15 protein-coding genes and 1 pseudogene are annotated in these 14,631 nt (G+C 69.2%); 8 read left to right on the top strand and 8 right to left on the bottom strand.

Annotated features, from left to right (window positions below; all coding sequences use genetic code 11):
- Positions 1–2: 2 nt before the first annotated feature.
- Entirely contained in the window at positions 3–1,160 is a 1,158-nt protein-coding gene (locus tag HNQ61_RS14220; protein ID WP_170034037.1) for a glycosyltransferase family 2 protein, read from the bottom strand.
- Between the two features lie 308 nt (positions 1,161–1,468).
- Here HNQ61_RS14220 and HNQ61_RS28720 point away from each other — a divergent pair.
- Positions 1,469–1,672 (top strand): annotated as a pseudogene (locus HNQ61_RS28720) (cold-shock protein); the annotation flags it as partial.
- A 321-nt stretch (positions 1,673–1,993) separates the two neighbouring features.
- On the opposite strand, the gene HNQ61_RS14210 reads toward HNQ61_RS28720, so the two are convergent.
- Together HNQ61_RS14210 and HNQ61_RS14205 are read right to left on the bottom strand one after the other, a co-directional pair.
- Positions 1,994–3,064, bottom strand: coding sequence for an LLM class flavin-dependent oxidoreductase (locus tag HNQ61_RS14210; protein WP_170034035.1), 1,071 nt, complete (start codon positions 3,062–3,064; stop codon positions 1,994–1,996).
- Complete coding sequence (locus HNQ61_RS14205) at positions 3,064–4,053, bottom strand: ATP-grasp domain-containing protein (protein ID WP_170034033.1); 990 nt, start codon at positions 4,051–4,053, stop codon at positions 3,064–3,066. The genes HNQ61_RS14210 and HNQ61_RS14205 overlap by 1 nt, the downstream gene beginning before the upstream one ends.
- Before the next feature lie 347 nt (positions 4,054–4,400).
- Here HNQ61_RS14205 and HNQ61_RS14200 point away from each other — a divergent pair, with 347 nt between their 5' ends.
- Genes HNQ61_RS14200 through HNQ61_RS14185 form a run of 4 tightly spaced genes read left to right on the top strand, consistent with a single transcriptional unit; the run spans position 4,401 to position 6,880 of the window.
- Positions 4,401–4,781 (top strand): hypothetical protein, encoded by a 381-nt coding sequence (locus tag HNQ61_RS14200; protein WP_170034031.1) that lies wholly within the window; start codon positions 4,401–4,403, stop codon positions 4,779–4,781.
- On the top strand, positions 4,778–5,140 hold the full coding sequence (locus HNQ61_RS14195) for a hypothetical protein (RefSeq protein WP_170034029.1): 363 nt from the start codon (positions 4,778–4,780) through the stop codon (positions 5,138–5,140). The genes HNQ61_RS14200 and HNQ61_RS14195 overlap by 4 nt, the downstream gene beginning before the upstream one ends.
- A 32-nt stretch (positions 5,141–5,172) precedes the next feature.
- Positions 5,173–5,535 carry a cupin domain-containing protein gene (locus tag HNQ61_RS14190; protein ID WP_170034027.1) on the top strand — a complete coding sequence of 121 codons (363 nt, stop codon included), beginning with the start codon at positions 5,173–5,175 and terminating at the stop codon, positions 5,533–5,535.
- A gap of 22 nt (positions 5,536–5,557) precedes the next feature.
- The gene (locus HNQ61_RS14185) at positions 5,558–6,880 is read left to right on the top strand and encodes a hypothetical protein (protein WP_170034025.1); all 1,323 of its coding nucleotides are present in this window, start codon (positions 5,558–5,560) and stop codon (positions 6,878–6,880) included.
- Positions 6,881–6,904: 24 nt separating this feature from the next.
- On the opposite strand, the gene HNQ61_RS14180 is transcribed toward HNQ61_RS14185, so the two are convergent.
- The 3 genes from HNQ61_RS14180 to HNQ61_RS14170 are packed head-to-tail and all read right to left on the bottom strand — an operon-like array spanning position 6,905 to position 9,056.
- The gene (locus HNQ61_RS14180) at positions 6,905–7,147 is read right to left on the bottom strand and encodes a hypothetical protein (protein WP_170034023.1); all 243 of its coding nucleotides are present in this window, start codon (positions 7,145–7,147) and stop codon (positions 6,905–6,907) included.
- A complete protein-coding gene (locus tag HNQ61_RS14175; protein ID WP_170034021.1) occupies positions 7,144–8,322 on the bottom strand; it encodes a DUF3616 domain-containing protein in 1,179 nt (392 codons plus the stop codon). Before HNQ61_RS14175 ends, HNQ61_RS14180 begins: the two co-directional genes overlap by 4 nt.
- Before the next feature lie 8 nt (positions 8,323–8,330).
- The gene (locus HNQ61_RS14170; protein ID WP_170034019.1) at positions 8,331–9,056 is read right to left on the bottom strand and encodes a DUF3108 domain-containing protein; all 726 of its coding nucleotides are present in this window, start codon (positions 9,054–9,056) and stop codon (positions 8,331–8,333) included.
- A 125-nt stretch (positions 9,057–9,181) separates the two neighbouring features.
- On the opposite strand from HNQ61_RS14170, the gene HNQ61_RS14165 reads away from it, so the two are divergent.
- Both HNQ61_RS14165 and HNQ61_RS14160 read left to right on the top strand, forming a co-directional pair.
- On the top strand, positions 9,182–9,859 hold the full coding sequence (locus HNQ61_RS14165; RefSeq protein ID WP_170034017.1) for an HD domain-containing protein: 678 nt from the start codon (positions 9,182–9,184) through the stop codon (positions 9,857–9,859).
- Positions 9,859–10,707, top strand: a complete 849-nt coding sequence (locus HNQ61_RS14160; protein WP_205761384.1) for an SDR family oxidoreductase — start codon at positions 9,859–9,861, stop codon at positions 10,705–10,707. The genes HNQ61_RS14165 and HNQ61_RS14160 overlap by 1 nt, the downstream gene beginning before the upstream one ends.
- A gap of 89 nt (positions 10,708–10,796) precedes the next feature.
- Here the strand turns inward: HNQ61_RS14160 and HNQ61_RS14155 are convergent, their stop codons facing one another.
- On the bottom strand, positions 10,797–11,252 hold the full coding sequence (locus HNQ61_RS14155; RefSeq protein ID WP_183685675.1) for a hypothetical protein: 456 nt from the start codon (positions 11,250–11,252) through the stop codon (positions 10,797–10,799).
- Positions 11,253–11,414: 162 nt separating this feature from the next.
- On the opposite strand from HNQ61_RS14155, the gene HNQ61_RS14150 reads away from it, so the two are divergent.
- On the top strand, positions 11,415–12,839 hold the full coding sequence (locus tag HNQ61_RS14150) for a peptidylprolyl isomerase (RefSeq protein WP_170034013.1): 1,425 nt from the start codon (positions 11,415–11,417) through the stop codon (positions 12,837–12,839).
- 195 nt (positions 12,840–13,034) lie between these two features.
- Here HNQ61_RS14150 and dnaN read toward each other — a convergent pair whose 3' ends face one another.
- Complete coding sequence (dnaN, locus tag HNQ61_RS14145; protein WP_170034011.1) at positions 13,035–14,159, bottom strand: DNA polymerase III subunit beta; 1,125 nt, start codon at positions 14,157–14,159, stop codon at positions 13,035–13,037.
- Between the last annotated feature and the right edge of the window lie 472 nt (positions 14,160–14,631).

Genomic DNA, 14,631 nt, shown 5'->3' with positions numbered 1-14,631 from the left:
CGTCAGATGCGGTTGGCGCGCAGTTCATCCAGCGGATAGTGCGTGCCGCGCCACTCGATGCCGCGGTTCACCAGCGCATAGATCGTGGCGTTCCAGATCACCACGATGAAGAGCACCGAGGCGATGGGGAACAGAATGCCGTGCCACCACGCCGACTTCTGCGCCCGCGCACAGCCGGCGTACAGCCCCAGGATCATCAGCAGGGCGAAGCCGTAGAACGCCTGCGTCCAGCCGCGCGTGGCGAACACGGCGATGAACGGCCAGATGAAAAAGACGACGTGCACCGCCGTGGCCAGCATCACCAGGCTGATGCGGTAGTCCACCCCGGCGAACCCGTTCTTGCGCAGCCCGCGGACGGCTTCAGGAATGCTGCTGTACCATTCCACCTGCACCAGTTCCGGGCCGAGGACAAAGTCCTGCAGCATGCCGTTCTTCTTCACCAGCTTGCCCAGCTTCACGTCGTCGTCGGGGCGCATGGCGATGGCCTGGTGCGTTCCCATGCGGCGGTAGCTGTCGGCGCGCACCAGGTTGAAGGCGCCGATCCCCACGTGCTGCTTGCTTCGGGGGTCGCGCACCCGCCACGGCCGCGTGTACAGGCTGAAGAAGATGGTGAAGACGACGCCGAACGCGGTCAGCAGCCGGCCCGGCATGTTCACGTGCGGCGCCACGGTCAGGTGGTCCAACCCCTCGCGCGACAGGTACCCGGCCGCGCGCGCCACCGCGTCCGGGGCCATCACGATGTCGGCGTCGGTAAACAGCAGCAGCTCGCCGCGGGCGGACTGCGCGCCCATCCACAGCGCGTGGTTCTTTCCCAGCCAGCCCTTGGGAAGGTCGGTGACGTGTACCACCCGCAGCCGCGGCTCCACGTCAGCCATGCGGTCCAGGATGGCGCCGGTGGAATCGTCCGACCGGTCATCCACCACGATCACCTCCATCTCCCCGCCCCGCTGGCGAAGCAGCGAACCCAGCGCGTGCTCGATGGCGCGCTCCTCGTTGCGGGCCGCGACGATGATGGAGACGGAGGGCATCTCCTCGTCAGGAAGCGGCGGAATCTGGTGCAGGCGGCGCAGGCGCGAGCCGCCGATCCCCAGTTCCACGAACACGCCCACGAAGAAGATGGCCGTGAAGGCGCCCAGCCAGAACAGTATGGAGTGCAGCATGGTTCCTGGATGACGAAAAATCAGTCGCGGCGGACCGCCGGACGACTTCCGTACCCCGCCGCCCGCGCACGGAGCCGCGGGTGCGGAATGGACGAGGACCGCACCAACATTGGGCGCACCTTGTGCGCCGATCCGCGGGAGCAGGGCACCTGCGCCGAAATGCTGTTACAGTTCTCAATCCGTTCTGAAACGGGTACCTGAACAAGTTCGGGCGGCTCCCGTGCGACGGGTGACACGAATCAGGGAACGATCCGTGCTAAACCCCACCGCGCTCAAACGGTTTACGCACTCAAGCCACACTGGTCCCCATGGAACACGCATCCGGTACGGTCAAGTGGTTCTCGCAGGAAAAGGGTTTCGGTTTCGTGACCCGCGAGGACGGAACGGACATCTTTGTCCACCACAGCGGCATCACCGGCCGCGGGTTCAAGACGCTCGAGCAGGGTGAGCGGGTTGAGTTCGACATCCTCGAGGAGCCCAAGGGCCTCAAGGCGCAGAACCTGATTCGCCTCGACGCCCCCGAAGGTGGCGACTCCCAGCCCGGCTTTGGCGGGGGCAACGAGGGCTACGGCAACCGCAGCGGCGCGGGCGAGACCGGCTACGGCGGCAACCGGGGCGGCGGCTACGGCGGTGGTGATCGTGGCGGGTACGGCGGCGGCGACCGCAACGGAAACCGGGGCGGCAACAGCGGCTACGGCAACAGCGAGTGGTAGGCCCCGCGTGAACGAGCGGCCCGGTGCGATGGTGCACCGGGCCGCTTTTTCACGTCTGCGTCCTTCCCTCGGCTGGAAAAAAGACAAAGCACGGACAAGGGAGCGTGCGCCGCCACACCGTCACGCCACGGCGGACAGGGCCGGCGTGTCCGCGCGCGGGCGGGCCTGGTTCACCAGCGGAATCACCTGCTCCGCAAAGCGCTCCATCTCCTCCTGCTGCGGCGAAAACTGCAGCAGCATCAGGTCCAGCCCGGCGTCCTGAAACGCCACCATCCGCTCCGCCACCTGCTCCGGCGTCCCCACCAGCCCGCTCTTGAGGCCGCGGTTGCTCACCGAGTAGTCCTCCAGGCTCACCCGCTGCTCCAGCTGGGTGTTGCTGATCCAGTCCTGGTAGTTGGCGTATCCGCGCGCGCTCTGCTGGACGTCGGTGATGCGCGCCACCTCGCGCCGCGCCTCCTCCTCCGTGTCGCGCACCACGACGTAGCCGGCGGCGCCGTACGACATCGGCGGCAGGCCCAGCGCCTCGCGGCGGGCGCGGAGGTCGGCCACCTTGGCCGCGATCGTTTCCGGCGGATCGCCGTGGGTGAGCCACGCATCGCACTTCTGCGCGATCAGCGACTTGGCCGCGGCCGATTCGCCGCCAGCGTACAGCGTGGGGCGCGGGTTGCGGACCGGCTTGGGCTCCAGGATGGCGTCATCCACCGAGTAGTACTTCCCCTGGTAGCTGAAGCGCGGCTGCGACCACATCCCCGTCACCACGTCCAGCCACTCGGAGGTGCGCGCGTACCGGTCGTCGTGCTGGTCGAACTGCACGCCGTACTGCTTCGCTTCGGTGGCCCACCACGAGGAAACGACGTTCAGCGACAGCCGCCCGCCGCTGATGCGGTCGATGTTGGCCGCCTGCTTGGCCAGCAGTGACGGGAGATGAAACGTCGGGCGCACGGCCACCATGATCTCCAGCCGCTCGGTGACGGCGGCCAGCGCCGCGGCCGTGCTCCACGCGTCCAGCGAGGGCGCGTCCATCCCCTTGATGTCGTTCAGGTTCAGTTCGGCGACCAGAGACAGGTCAAAGCCGATCTGCTCGCTGCGCTGGGCCAGGCGGCGGACGTAGGCCCAGCTGGCCTCCATCCGCTCGTCATCCACGTTGCGCAGCCACCCGCCGAATACGGGCAGCCAGTAGCCGTAGCGCATCAGGCTGCCTCCTTTCGCGCGCGGACCGCTTCCGCCGCGGCGGCTTCGCGCTCCAGCCAGTCGGCCAGCCGGGCGAACGGATCAAAGCCCACCACGTTGGGCGCGTCGGCCACGAAGTTGGAGAGCGCGTTGATGTCGTAGTAGTACAGCTGCCCGTCGCGCGCATCCACCATGTACTCGATGCCGCCCACCTCGATGCCGCTTTCCGCCATGATGCGCTCCACCGCCTCGATCACCGGGCGCGGGGGCTCGTAGCCCTCCACGCGCAGCCCGCGCTTGGGCGCGTCCACCGCGCAGATCTGCGCATCCAGTTCGGCGCCGTCCACCCGCTGGCAGACGTCCGCGGGGCACAGGTCGAACGACGTTCCGGGCGTGTAGATGCGGATGCCGTACAGGTACTGGCCGCCCAGCACCTCCACGCGGGTGATGCGGCTTTCTTCCTGGATGATGAACTCCTGCACCAGCGCGGTGCTGTCGATTCCAAGGTCCAGGCCGCCCACGGCCTCGGCCAGCGCCTCGGGCGTGTCAAAGCGCCGCACCCCCGCCCCGCTCCCGCCGATGTTGGGCTTTACGGCGACGGGAAAGCGCAGCCCCTCGGCCGCCGCGGGCGCCTGCTCCGCGCGGTGGATGACGCGGGCGCGCGGGTACGGCAGACCCAGGCTTTCCAGCAGCGCCAGCTGGCCGGCCTTGCTGATCTCGTTGGCAAAGGCCTGCGTTCCGTTCACCACGCGCACGCCTCGGCGCTCCAGGTGCGAAAGCCACGACTGCGTGTAGAAGATGGCGTCGCCGCGGCCGCGCAGGTACGCCGACGGGCTCATGCGGTTGAAGACGAGCGAGTACGCCGGCTCTTCCGCCGGGTCAAACACGTGCTCGGCCGCGTTCAGCTTCACGTACGGCGTGCCGCGGCGGTCCAGTTCCGCAAACAGCGGCTTGAACCACTCGGGGTGTTCGTAGAAGATGGCGATGGGTCGTTCCAGTCGTGCAGACATCGCTGGCTGATCCTGGTCGTCGGGTTGAGAACGAAAAACGCCGCTGCTCCGGAGGGGAGCGGCGGCGTCTTGTGTGTGTCGCGTCACCGGAGGTTTTCCGGTGGATGGGGTCAGCTCTGACCCCGGTTTTCGCGCACGAACGCTGTCGCCTGCCCTCCCGCATCGCGGAAGCACATGCAACAACACATCATCTGGGCGCGGGAAGTCATCTGCATGGGTTTGATGGTAAACCACCGGAGGGGTTTGCACAACCCCGCACCACCCGTGGCGTAAACTGTACAGTGTTGACAGCCATTCTCCCGCCGATTATTGTTTGTGAGCCACCGGATTCCGCGGGATCGAGAGCAATGGGTCTGCCCAAGCACGTGCGCTTGCAGGAATTCTATCGACGGCTGAGCGCCAGTCCCCCTGCCCAGAGCGACGACGAGATGTTCGTACGGTACTGTACGCTTTTGGACCAGGTGGAGGACGAGCTTACCGGCATCCCGTACGATCCGTCGGCATGGATGTCGGACGGGCGGCTGTACCCGCCGCAGAAGGACCGGATGCTGCGTGCACCTGCGGGGCACGTGACGGTATTCCGAAGCCGCGGGCACCTGACCCGTCTTGGTGAAAACGGCGCGATCGAGATCGTGCGGGTGAATGGCGCGGTAGAGTTCCGCAAGGCAGGCTCAGATGGCCGTCACATTCACGATCAGTCCGATCTGCCTGTTGATGACGGCGCATGAACAAGCCACATTCGATCAGCGATCCGTCAGCGCACCCGGAGTGGATGATGAATGATATTGAACGAATCGGCGAGGCACTGAGGAAAGCTCTTCCGGGTCTCTCGGTGCGTATCAGCGCTCCCGCCGTGGCGACGGGAAGCTGGTGGCTTGACGCTCTGCTTCATTCGCACCATGTGGTGGTGGAGTGGCGGCCGCGCACTGGGTTTGGTGTTTCTACCCCCTCCAATGATGATTACGGGGAGGGCGCGGATGAGATCTACGCCGGCCGAGACGAGGCGTTCGAACGAGTGCGCCGTCTTCTCCTTTCCGGCGGGAGAACGAATGACCCGGCAGTTCTCTCCCTGCCGAACGCGTCCTGACCAGATCTGCCGCTCAAACAACCACTGTGGCCATGCCGGAACCGATCAGCCTGCGCGAGAAGCTGTCGCGCTTTGACGACCACTGGAATCCGCGGGTAATCGCGGAGTTGAACGGGCAGCACGTAAAGCTCGCCAAGTTCCAGGGCGAGTTCGTGTGGCACGACCACGCGGACGAGGACGAGCTGTTCATGGTGCTGCGCGGCTCCTTTCGGATGGAGTTCCGCGACCGCGCCGTGGACGTGCGCGAGGGAGAGATCCTCGTTGTTCCGCGCGGTGTGGAGCACCGCCCCGTGGCGGACGAGGAAGTGCACGTTCTGCTCTTTGAACCCGCGGCCACGCGCCACACAGGCGATGTGGTGGATGCGCGCACCGTAACGGAGTACCAGTGGATCTGAAGCGGAGGCCGGTCTGCCCGGGTTGAAGAACGCTGGCCGGCCGCCGCCCAGCCGCTTCTCGCGCGCGGCGAGAGCGTGGGGATGGGGCTTCGCCGCCTTAGTGGCGCTGCTCGCGATCAGCCGCGTGCTGATGGCGCCCGATCCGTCCGGCGCGGGAGGCACCCGTGTGGCGGTGGCGCAGCTTGCGCACCTTCGGCCGGAGCTGGAGGCGCGCGCGAACGCCATGCAGGAGCTGTTTCCGGAAGGACGCGTGTTCACCCTGGCGCTGTACGGGCTCGCCTGGGTAGACGTGGGGCGTGGCGCCCCTGACGCGCCGACCCGTGCGCGGGCACTGGCCGAGGCGCGCTGGGCCCTCGCGCTGGCGGAGGCGCCCGCCTCGCAAGTGGGATACGGAGAGGCCGGCGGGCTTCCGCACGGGATGTTCTACGAGGGATGGACGGCGCACCTGCGGGCAGGAACGCTGCACTTGGGCGGCCGCGGCGCGGCGGAGGACACCGTGTTCCGCGCCTCATGCGAGCGGCTGGACGCGGCGTTCCGGCGCAACGGCCCATTCCTGGATTCGTACCCGGGGATGGCGTGGCCGGGCGACAACGCCGTGGGCGCGGCCGTGCTCCGCTCGTGCGGCACCCTGCTGGACCCGCGCTACACGGCGAGCGCGCAGGCGTGGCTGCGAGAGGCGCTGGAATCCACGGACCCCGCCACGGGGCTGCTTCCGCACGATGCCGGATTTCCGGACCCGCGCGGCGAATCGGTGGCGCTGATGATCCGCTTCGTGTACGAGATCGACCCCACGGTGGCGGCCGCACAGTACGCCGGGATGGAGCGCACCTTTGCCACACGCCTGCTGGGGCTGCTTCCCGCCGTCCGAGAGTTTCCCCGCGGCGTGGACGGCGAGGGCGACATCGATTCCGGGCCCGTGATTCTGGGCGTGAGCGCGCCGGCTTCGGTGGTGGGGATCGCGGCCGCGCGGATGACCGGGCATCACCAGGCCGCGGCGGACCTGCGGGCGACGCCCGAGGTGCTGGGCATTCCGCTGCAGTGGGGCGGAAAGCGGTCGTACGCGTTCGGCCAGTTGGCCGTGGGCGACGCATTCCTGGCGTGGTCCTCCGTGGTGCGGCCGTGGAACGCGCCCGCGTCCGCACCCTCCGCCTCTACGCCTTATGCAGGCTGGCGGGTGATCTGGTGCGCGCTCTGGGGGCTGGTGCTGGCGGTTGCGGCGACGCGGATCCTGCTGATCCTCGGCCCTCACGCGGGAGCTGGCTCACCGCTCCGCAGCGGGCGAATGCGGGACGACTACGCCGTGGATGCAGATCAGCCCCGCGGCTCGGGCGAGGCGCGGGGCTGATTCTGATCCACAAAGGGCGGACCTTCAGGTGTTGAGCGTTACGTCGCCGGGCTCGCTCCAGCCGGGGCGGCCGCGCAGTTCGGCGGCGAGCGGCGCCTGGCGGGTGGTCACCATCAGCACCGTCTGCTTCGCCTGCGTGACGAACATGTACTTGTGAAAGCCCGCGTCTTCGCGCGACACGCCGCGGGCCTTGAGCGCGTCCAGCGCGCGGTCCACCTCGGCCAGCGCGTCGCCGGGCTTGATCATCACGTGAAAAGGTGCGCTCATGCGTCCACTCCCGTTCCGCCGGGGTCGTCGTGCGAAAAGAGCCGGCTGGCCATCGCCCGCAATCCATGCGGCCGCGGCAGCGTGAACACGTCGCCCAGCACGCCGGACGAATCGCGCCGGTGCGGGGCCGCGGAGTCGTACAGCACCAGCACGCAGTGGTCCGAGCCCTCCACGTCAAAGCGGCACATCCCCTCGGGGTGGTCCGCCCCGCCCTCGACGTCGTGCGGCAGTTCGGCGATGCGCTCCAGCTCGGCGCCGCGCACCACCCGCGGGCGGTCCGTCGTCAGTCCGCCGGTCCAGCGGAAGACCGCCGCCGGCGCGCGGACACCCATGGTGGGCCCGGCCAGCACCAGCATGTCGTCGCCGTCGGCGGCCAACTCGCGGATTCCCAGCCCGTCCAGGTCCAGAAAGTGTTTTCGGTACGGCGTGCCGTCGTCCTCCACCGGCGCCAGCCGCAGCCGGCCCTCGCGCCTGGCCTCCTGGGGCAGAAGCTCCAGCGCGACCGCCCACCCGCGCAGCACGGGGCCGCGCAGGCCCAGGTACACGCGGCCGTCGCGCACCTCCAGCCCCTCGATGTCGAAGCCGTTGTCCTTGCCGGGCAGCTTCATGTACGCGCCCACGTGCTCGTCGTAGCGCAGCGCCCGCATGAGTGCGCTGCGGTGCCCGCGCCCCTTGACCCGCGCGGCGGTCAGCGTCCGCGCCGGGTCGTGCGGGTCCGGGCAGGAGCGCCGGGGCACGAGCCCGCCCTGCTCCGCGTCTTCCTGCAGCGGAATGCGGGCGAGCACGTAGCGGTTTTCCTCGATCTTCACCTTTGCCAGCGACTTGGCGCCCTCCTCGTCGCTCACGCCGCGCTTGATCTTGCCGCGCTTGCGGCCGTGCGATCCCGCGATCCACAGGTACGGCGGATCCCACGCGAAGCCCTCAATGTCTACCTCGCCGTCGGGGCCGCCGCACAGGTCCAGCAGCTCCGCCAGCGGATAGGTGCGGTGCTCGCCAAAGCGGCCGCCGCCCAGGTCCGTCACCCGCTCCAGCGTGGCCGTCTCGTCGCTGCCCAGGAACAGGTGGCGTCCCACGCGCACCACGGCGGACAGGCTCATGCGCGCTTCCTCGCCCTCCTTGCCCGTGCCGGGTGGCGCGTTGAGCGCGATGTGTACGGTGGATGTCGGCTTGGGCATAGCGCGGATCAGCGGGTGCGGATGGTGGCCGGGGCGGAAACCGCGCCGCCGCGCCGCCTCGTCAGACGGTACTCACCGTTCGCGGGGTCGTAGCGAAGCAGAGTACGCGATTCCTGGTCCAGCCAGTACGTTCCGTCGTGGTCGGATTGCCGCACCTCCACCCGCCACGCGCTCCGGGTGCCGGCGGCCAGCGCCAGCGGCTCCAGCCCGGAGACGTGCACCCGGGCGACCGCCACCGAGCTTCCCTCCCACACCGGCAGCGCGGCCGCGTACCCCGCCTCCAGCGGCAGCGCGCCCAGCAGCATGTCCATGGCCGCGCCCAGAAACACCGGCGCCGCAAGCGGATGCGTCACCATCGGCCGGTGCCCGTCGCCCGTGCGCACCTCGCCGTCGCGGAACTCCGTGGCGGACCGGCCGGAGCCGTAGCGCGCCAGCAGCACCGGGGCCAGCGTAGCCCGCGCCACCACGAAGCTGTCGGTGCTGAACACCGTCTTTCCTTCCATGATCCGCTCGGTCCGCGTAATGACGGGCACGCCGTCGCGCTCGCCCAGCCGGGTGGTCAGCAGCACGATCATTCCGCTGGGCACGCCGTCCACCATGAACTCCATGGCGTCTTCGCGGTCCGTGTAGTGGGCGGTCCGCAGCGACGGCGATCCCGGCCGCAGCGTGTCGGCGGGGGTCTGGGCCGCGGCGGGAGCGGCGGCGAGCAGGAAGGCGAAAAGGGCGATGCGCATTGGGCGTTCCGTCGATGAAGTGTGCCGCAGTCTACCCCTTTCGGCCACGGGCGGAAAGCGGGGCGCCTTACGTGCGGGGCCGCGGAGGGCCAGATTCCCGGCGACGAACTCCTGCGGATGAGGCAATGAGCGAGCGCGAACAGATCCTGAGGCACACCGAGGCGTACGTGCGCGAGCAGATGAGGGGTGAGGGAACGGGGCACGACTGGTGGCACGTGCACCGGGTGCGGGGGATGGCGCTGCGCCTGGCCCGCGACGAATCCGCGGACCCGTACGTGGTGGAACTCGCGGCGCTGCTTCACGATGTGGCCGACCACAAGTTTCACGGCGGCGACGAGACGGCCGGCCCCCGCGCGGCGCGCGAGTGGCTGGCGCGGGTGGATGCGGACGCGGCGACGATCGAGCACGTGGCCGACATCATCGCCCGCCTCTCGTTCAAGGGCGCGGGCGTGCCCACGCCCATGAGCACGCCGGAGGGCGCGGTCGTTCAGGACGCGGACCGGCTGGATGCCATCGGTGCCATCGGCATCGCGCGTGCGTTTGCGTACGGAGGCAGCCGCGGGCGGCCGCTTCACGATCCGGACGACGCGCCGGAGATGCACGACAGCTTTGAACGCTACAAGTCCGGCGGCGGGCCCACCATCAACCACTTTCACGAGAAGCTGCTGCTGCTGCGCGACCGGATGAACACGGCCGCGGCGCGGCGCATCGCGGACTCGCGCCACCGGTACATGCAGGAGTTTCTGGCGCAGTTCGACCGCGAGTGGAACGCGGCCGATTCGTTTTCCGACGGCGAGGGATGATGACGGACCGCAGCATGAAGGGACGCGTCTGCGTGATCACCGGCGCCACGGCGGGGATCGGCCAGGCGACCGCGGCCGGGCTGGCGCAGCGCGGCGCCACCGTCGTCCTCGTGGCGCGCAGCCGGGACAAGGCGCGTGCGTCGGCGGAGGAGATCATCCGCGCCACCGGCAACGAGCGCGTGCAGACGGTAATCGCCGACCTGTCCGTCCAGGCACAGGTGCGCGCGGCCGCGTCCGAGATCGCCGACCGCTTTCCCGCCATCCACGTCCTCGTCAACAACGCGGGAATGTACACCCGGCGTCGGGAAGTGACGGCGGACGGGATCGAGATGCAGCTGGCCGTCAATCACCTCGCCCCCTTTCTGCTCACCAACCTGCTGCTGGACCGGCTGCGCGCGGGCGCCCCGGCGCGGGTGGTGAACGTCAGCAGCGACGGGCACAAGGGCGGCCGGATCCGCTGGGACGATCCGGGGATGGCCAACGGCTACGGCGGCCTGCGGGCGTACGCCAACACCAAGCTGATGAACATTCTGTTCACGCGCGAACTGGCGCGGCGCGAGGATGTCTCGGTGCTGACGGCAAACGCGCTGCACCCGGGCGTGGTGGGCACGTCGCTGCTCTTTGGCGGGTTTGCGCCCATCAGCCTGTTCAAGCGCTTTCTGCGCACGCCGGAGCAGGGCGCCGCAACCTCCATCCATCTCGCCTCCTCGCCCGCCGTGGCAAAGATCACCGGCGGGTACTTCAAGGACGAAAAGCCCATTCAGCCCTCCGCCGCCGCCCGCGACGACGATGCCTCGCGCCGGCTGTGGGCGCTCAGCGAGCAGCTGACCGGCCTCGCGCCCCGCTGACGTTCATCCGCCGAATCATGAAAACGAGCCCCGTCCGCCGTCACAGGCGCCGGGGCTCGTTCGTGTCGGGAGATGCGCGATCGGGACTATCAACTCCGGCGTTTGGCGATCGCCTCGCGGACCTGGTGGACGACCTCCGCCGGATGCTCCACATCCACGATCAGCTTCTGGTACGCGCCGCCGTCGAGTTCGATGACGATGGCGCGCGCCGGACGGCTCACGTCCCAGAACGCGCTGTAGCCGGGGGAGACGTACGTTCCCGCGACGATCAGCCCCGGCACGAATGTTCCGGGCAGCCGGAAGCCTCTGACATTCCACAGCGAGACGTTCGGTTCTTCGCGGATCTCCGTCACGCTCGCCAGCGGGATGATCAGTCGCCGGCGCATCGCCAGCAGCACGTTCAGCCCCATGACGCGGACGATCAGCTTGTCGTCCCGGATGGTGATCTCGACCATTCTCCGTCCAGCCCTGTGCAGGAAGCAGCGTTTCGCGCCGACGGCCGCATCATCAGCCGTCCGTCGTTGCCCGTACGTCCGCTGGCGCAAAATAGTTTGCCATCACCCCGCGCACTCGTGCTATCATGCAGGCGTGATTTCCGTATTTCCGCCAATCTGAGCGCAGCCATTTGGCGCCGCCCGGTGATCCGCCGCGTCCGAGCATCTCGGCGACGAAACGCCGCGGCCGATGAAGCCCACGATCCTGGAGCCATGAAGAACACCTGGATACTCGCCCTGCTGCTCGCCGCGGCGCCAGCCCAGGCGCAGACCCGCGCCGACTCCGCGCTCGTCGGGCGGATCCTGGCGGCGGAGGACCGGCGCGATTCCACGAACGCGGCCCTGTCCGCGGGGATGCAGAGCGCTGAGCCGCGTGTGCGGGTGATCGCGCGCCGGGCCGCGCAGCGCATTCGCGATCCCAACTTCGCCGCGCGCGACTCGTTTCCCGCCGCGGCCCCGTCGCGCGCGTGGCCGGAGCCAGCGTGGCGGCTGCGCTACCGGGCGCTGGCGGAACGGAAGGATGACTGCGGAGCGATCCGCATGGCGCTGGCGGACAGCGTGTGGCAGGTCCGGCTCCGCGCGGCGGACGTGGCCGGCGCGGGGTGCGGCGCCGACTCGGCCGTGGTGCGCGTGCTGGCGGGATGGGTGGATGAACTGCCGCGCGACACGGGCCGGCGTTCCTCCGGCGGAGTGTCTTGGCACGCCGCCGCCCACGCGCAGGTCGCCCTCGCGCGGATCGCGCCCGCCGTCGCCCGGGAGCGCCTTCCGCGGCTCGCGTCGCATGCGGACTGGCACGTGCGCCTGTTCGCCGCCCGCGCCGCCGCCGTGCTCGCCGACACCGCCCGCCTGCGCGCATTCGCCCGCGACGCGGACGGCAACGTGCGCGAGGCGGCCATCGATGCGCTCTCCAAGCTGGCCGGTCATGGCGCGGACGACGTGTACCTGGCCGCGCTGGACGGAACCGATGCGCAGGCCGTGCGCGCCGCCGCCGTGGCGTTGAAGGACTCGCCGCTGCCCGCCGCGCGCATGGCGGCAAACGCGGCGTACGACCGGTGGGTGCGCCGCGCGAACGCTTCGGAGCGGGACGTCCGAGTCGCGCTGCTGGAGGCCGCCGGGCGCCCGGCCAGCGACGACCGTCCGCGTTCCGCGCGCGTGGACCTGCCCGCGGACGCCGTCGCGCTCGCGCTGGGGCGGGAAGTGCGCGTCCGCGTGTCGATGTCGCCCAGCGCCGGCGGTGGATCGTTCGTGGTGCGGCTGCGCGGCGACGTGGCGCCCGTCATGTCCGCGCGCGTGCTGGGGCTGGTGCAGAGCGGCTACTACGATGGCGGGAGCTGGCACCGCGTGGAGCCCGATTTCGTCATTCAGGGCGGCGGGCCGGGGACCAACGAGTACGTGGGATACGCGCACTACCTGCGGGATGAACTGTCGACCATCGCGCATCCGCGCGGCACCGTGGGGATGAGCACGCGCTCCCACGACACGGGCGACGCGCAGTGGTTCATCAACCTCAAGAACAATCCCAGCCTGGTGCGCGAGTACTCCATCTTTGCCGAGGTGATCGAGGGGATCGACGTGGTGGACGGCATTCTGGAAGGCGACATCGTCTCCACCATGCGAGTGGAGCCCGCCGCGCGCTGACCGAAAATCGCCCCGGATCGCGGAACGCCGACGTTGGCCTGAGAGCCGCGCCGCGGGCGGGAGAAGCTTCCTGCCCTTCTCCGCCACCGTCGTACAATCCTCCGCGCCGCCGGGGACCGTGGAAGCGGATGGAAACAGAAACGGGGGGAGCGCGATCCGGCGCTCCCCCCGTTTTCCTTCATCCACCGTACCCGGTCAGCTGAGAAGGCGCAGCGGCATGACGAGGCACAGGTAGTCCGGCGTGTCCTCGTTGCCGATGGGCTGCATGGTCGCGGCGCGCTCCGGCGCCTTGAAGCCCATCCGCACCTCGTCCGTCGGCATGTAGCGCAGCAGTTCCAGCAGGTACTGCGCGTTGAAGCCGATCTCCAGCGGATCGCCATCGTACTCCACCTGCAGCTCTTCCGTCGCGGTGCCCACGTCGGGCGTTTCCACGGCGAAGCGCAGCATGGGGCCGCCCAGCGACAGGCGGATGCGGTGCGTCTGGTCGCTCGCCACGATGGCCATGCGGCGGACGGCCGCCTGCAGCGCGCCCTTGTCCGCCACCATCGTCTTGTCGTTATCCTTGGGGATTACCTGCTCGTAGTTCGGGTACGGCCCCTCGATGAGCCGCGTGTAGATCTGCACGTTCTCGCCGCGGAAGCCGATGTGGTTCTCGCTGCGGCCCACCTCCACCGAATCGTCGGCGCGGAACAGGCGCTGCACCTGGCCCAGCGCCTTGGGGTGCACGATGAAGTCGCCCGGAGGCGCCGCGGTGTCCGCGCCGGCTCCGCCGCCATCGACGGAGAGCGTCATCTTGGCCAGGCGGTGCCCGTTGGTGGCCACCATCCGCATTTCGCCGTCGCCGAGCTGCCAGAGCACGCCGTTCAGAATCGGCCGCGTCTCCTCCGTCGATGCCGCGAACGACACGTGGGTGATCAGGCGCTGCAGGTCCTGCCCGGTGACGCGCCAGCTTTCGGCGAAGTCCACCTTGGGGAACGCGGGAAACTCGTCGCGCGGCAGGCCGTTCAGCTTGTACCGCGTGCGTCCGCTGGAGATCTGGATGGAATCGCCCTGCGTGGTGAACTCCACCGTGCCGGGCAGTTCGCGGGCGATCTCCTGCAGCTTCTTGGCGGGGGCGGTAATGGCTCCGGCCTCGGCCACGTCGGCGGCCACGCGCACCGAGACGGCGGTATCCAGGTCCGTCCCGCTCATCCGCACCGCGCCGTCTTCGGCCTCGATCAGGATGTTGGACAGCACGGGCAGCGTGGTGCGGGTGGGAATGCTTCCCGCCACCGCCGCCAGCCCCTGCTGAAGGTTCTCACGCGTGATCGTGAATCGCATACGTTGGTCGCGAACGGCTTCAGGGTGACCCGTTATCCACGGGAAGGCTTATCACCACAATAAAGATATAGATGTTCGTAACAGTAGTAGAGAGCGTGGATTCGTGCATAACTCTCTTCTACGTCCCGCAACCCGCTGTGCCGCAACGTTCTGCGGGCGTCCCGGCTCTGTGGATGCCGGTGTGTACAACTCGCGGGTTCTCCACGTTGTCCCCATTCCCACAGCCGGGGGCGGTACTCCACAACTTACCCACAAGTCGTCCACACCGGTTGTCCACGCCGCATCTGGACGGTCGTCTGTACCCTTTGCGGACAGGGATGACGGCCTGTGCGGGCGTGTCCCTCCGCTGCGCTCCGGGCCGGGCTGCGGGCGCCGTAGGCAACGATACAGCTGTTGCCAACGGCGGCGAGCCAGCCCCGCGCGCCCGGCTTCCTCGCCGACCTCCATCCCCGGGACACGCGCGCGGGTCCGT

The sequence above is a fragment of the Longimicrobium terrae genome, assembly GCF_014202995.1.
Classification (GTDB): domain Bacteria; phylum Gemmatimonadota; class Gemmatimonadetes; order Longimicrobiales; family Longimicrobiaceae; genus Longimicrobium; species Longimicrobium terrae.
The sequence above is the reverse complement of the archived record's forward strand: the minus strand, read 5'-3'. Positions and strand labels throughout refer to the sequence as shown.

Excerpts from the sequence above, each read along its gene's own strand:
- HNQ61_RS14220 (WP_170034037.1), bottom strand. The coding sequence starts at position 1,160 with ATGCTGCACTCCATACTGTTCTGGCTGGGCGCCTTCACGGCCATCTTC.
- HNQ61_RS14210 (WP_170034035.1), bottom strand. The coding sequence starts at position 3,064 with ATGCGCTACGGCTACTGGCTGCCCGTATTCGGCGGGTGGCTGCGCAAC.
- HNQ61_RS14205 (WP_170034033.1), bottom strand. The coding sequence starts at position 4,053 with ATGTCTGCACGACTGGAACGACCCATCGCCATCTTCTACGAACACCCC.
- HNQ61_RS14200 (WP_170034031.1), top strand. The coding sequence starts at position 4,401 with ATGGGTCTGCCCAAGCACGTGCGCTTGCAGGAATTCTATCGACGGCTG.
- HNQ61_RS14195 (WP_170034029.1), top strand. The coding sequence starts at position 4,778 with ATGAACAAGCCACATTCGATCAGCGATCCGTCAGCGCACCCGGAGTGG.
- HNQ61_RS14190 (WP_170034027.1), top strand. The coding sequence starts at position 5,173 with ATGCCGGAACCGATCAGCCTGCGCGAGAAGCTGTCGCGCTTTGACGAC.
- HNQ61_RS14180 (WP_170034023.1), bottom strand. The coding sequence starts at position 7,147 with ATGAGCGCACCTTTTCACGTGATGATCAAGCCCGGCGACGCGCTGGCC.
- HNQ61_RS14175 (WP_170034021.1), bottom strand. The coding sequence starts at position 8,322 with ATGCCCAAGCCGACATCCACCGTACACATCGCGCTCAACGCGCCACCC.
- HNQ61_RS14170 (WP_170034019.1), bottom strand. The coding sequence starts at position 9,056 with ATGCGCATCGCCCTTTTCGCCTTCCTGCTCGCCGCCGCTCCCGCCGCG.
- HNQ61_RS14165 (WP_170034017.1), top strand. The coding sequence starts at position 9,182 with ATGAGCGAGCGCGAACAGATCCTGAGGCACACCGAGGCGTACGTGCGC.
- HNQ61_RS14160 (WP_205761384.1), top strand. The coding sequence starts at position 9,859 with ATGACGGACCGCAGCATGAAGGGACGCGTCTGCGTGATCACCGGCGCC.
- HNQ61_RS14150 (WP_170034013.1), top strand. The coding sequence starts at position 11,415 with ATGAAGAACACCTGGATACTCGCCCTGCTGCTCGCCGCGGCGCCAGCC.
- dnaN (WP_170034011.1), bottom strand. The coding sequence starts at position 14,159 with ATGCGATTCACGATCACGCGTGAGAACCTTCAGCAGGGGCTGGCGGCG.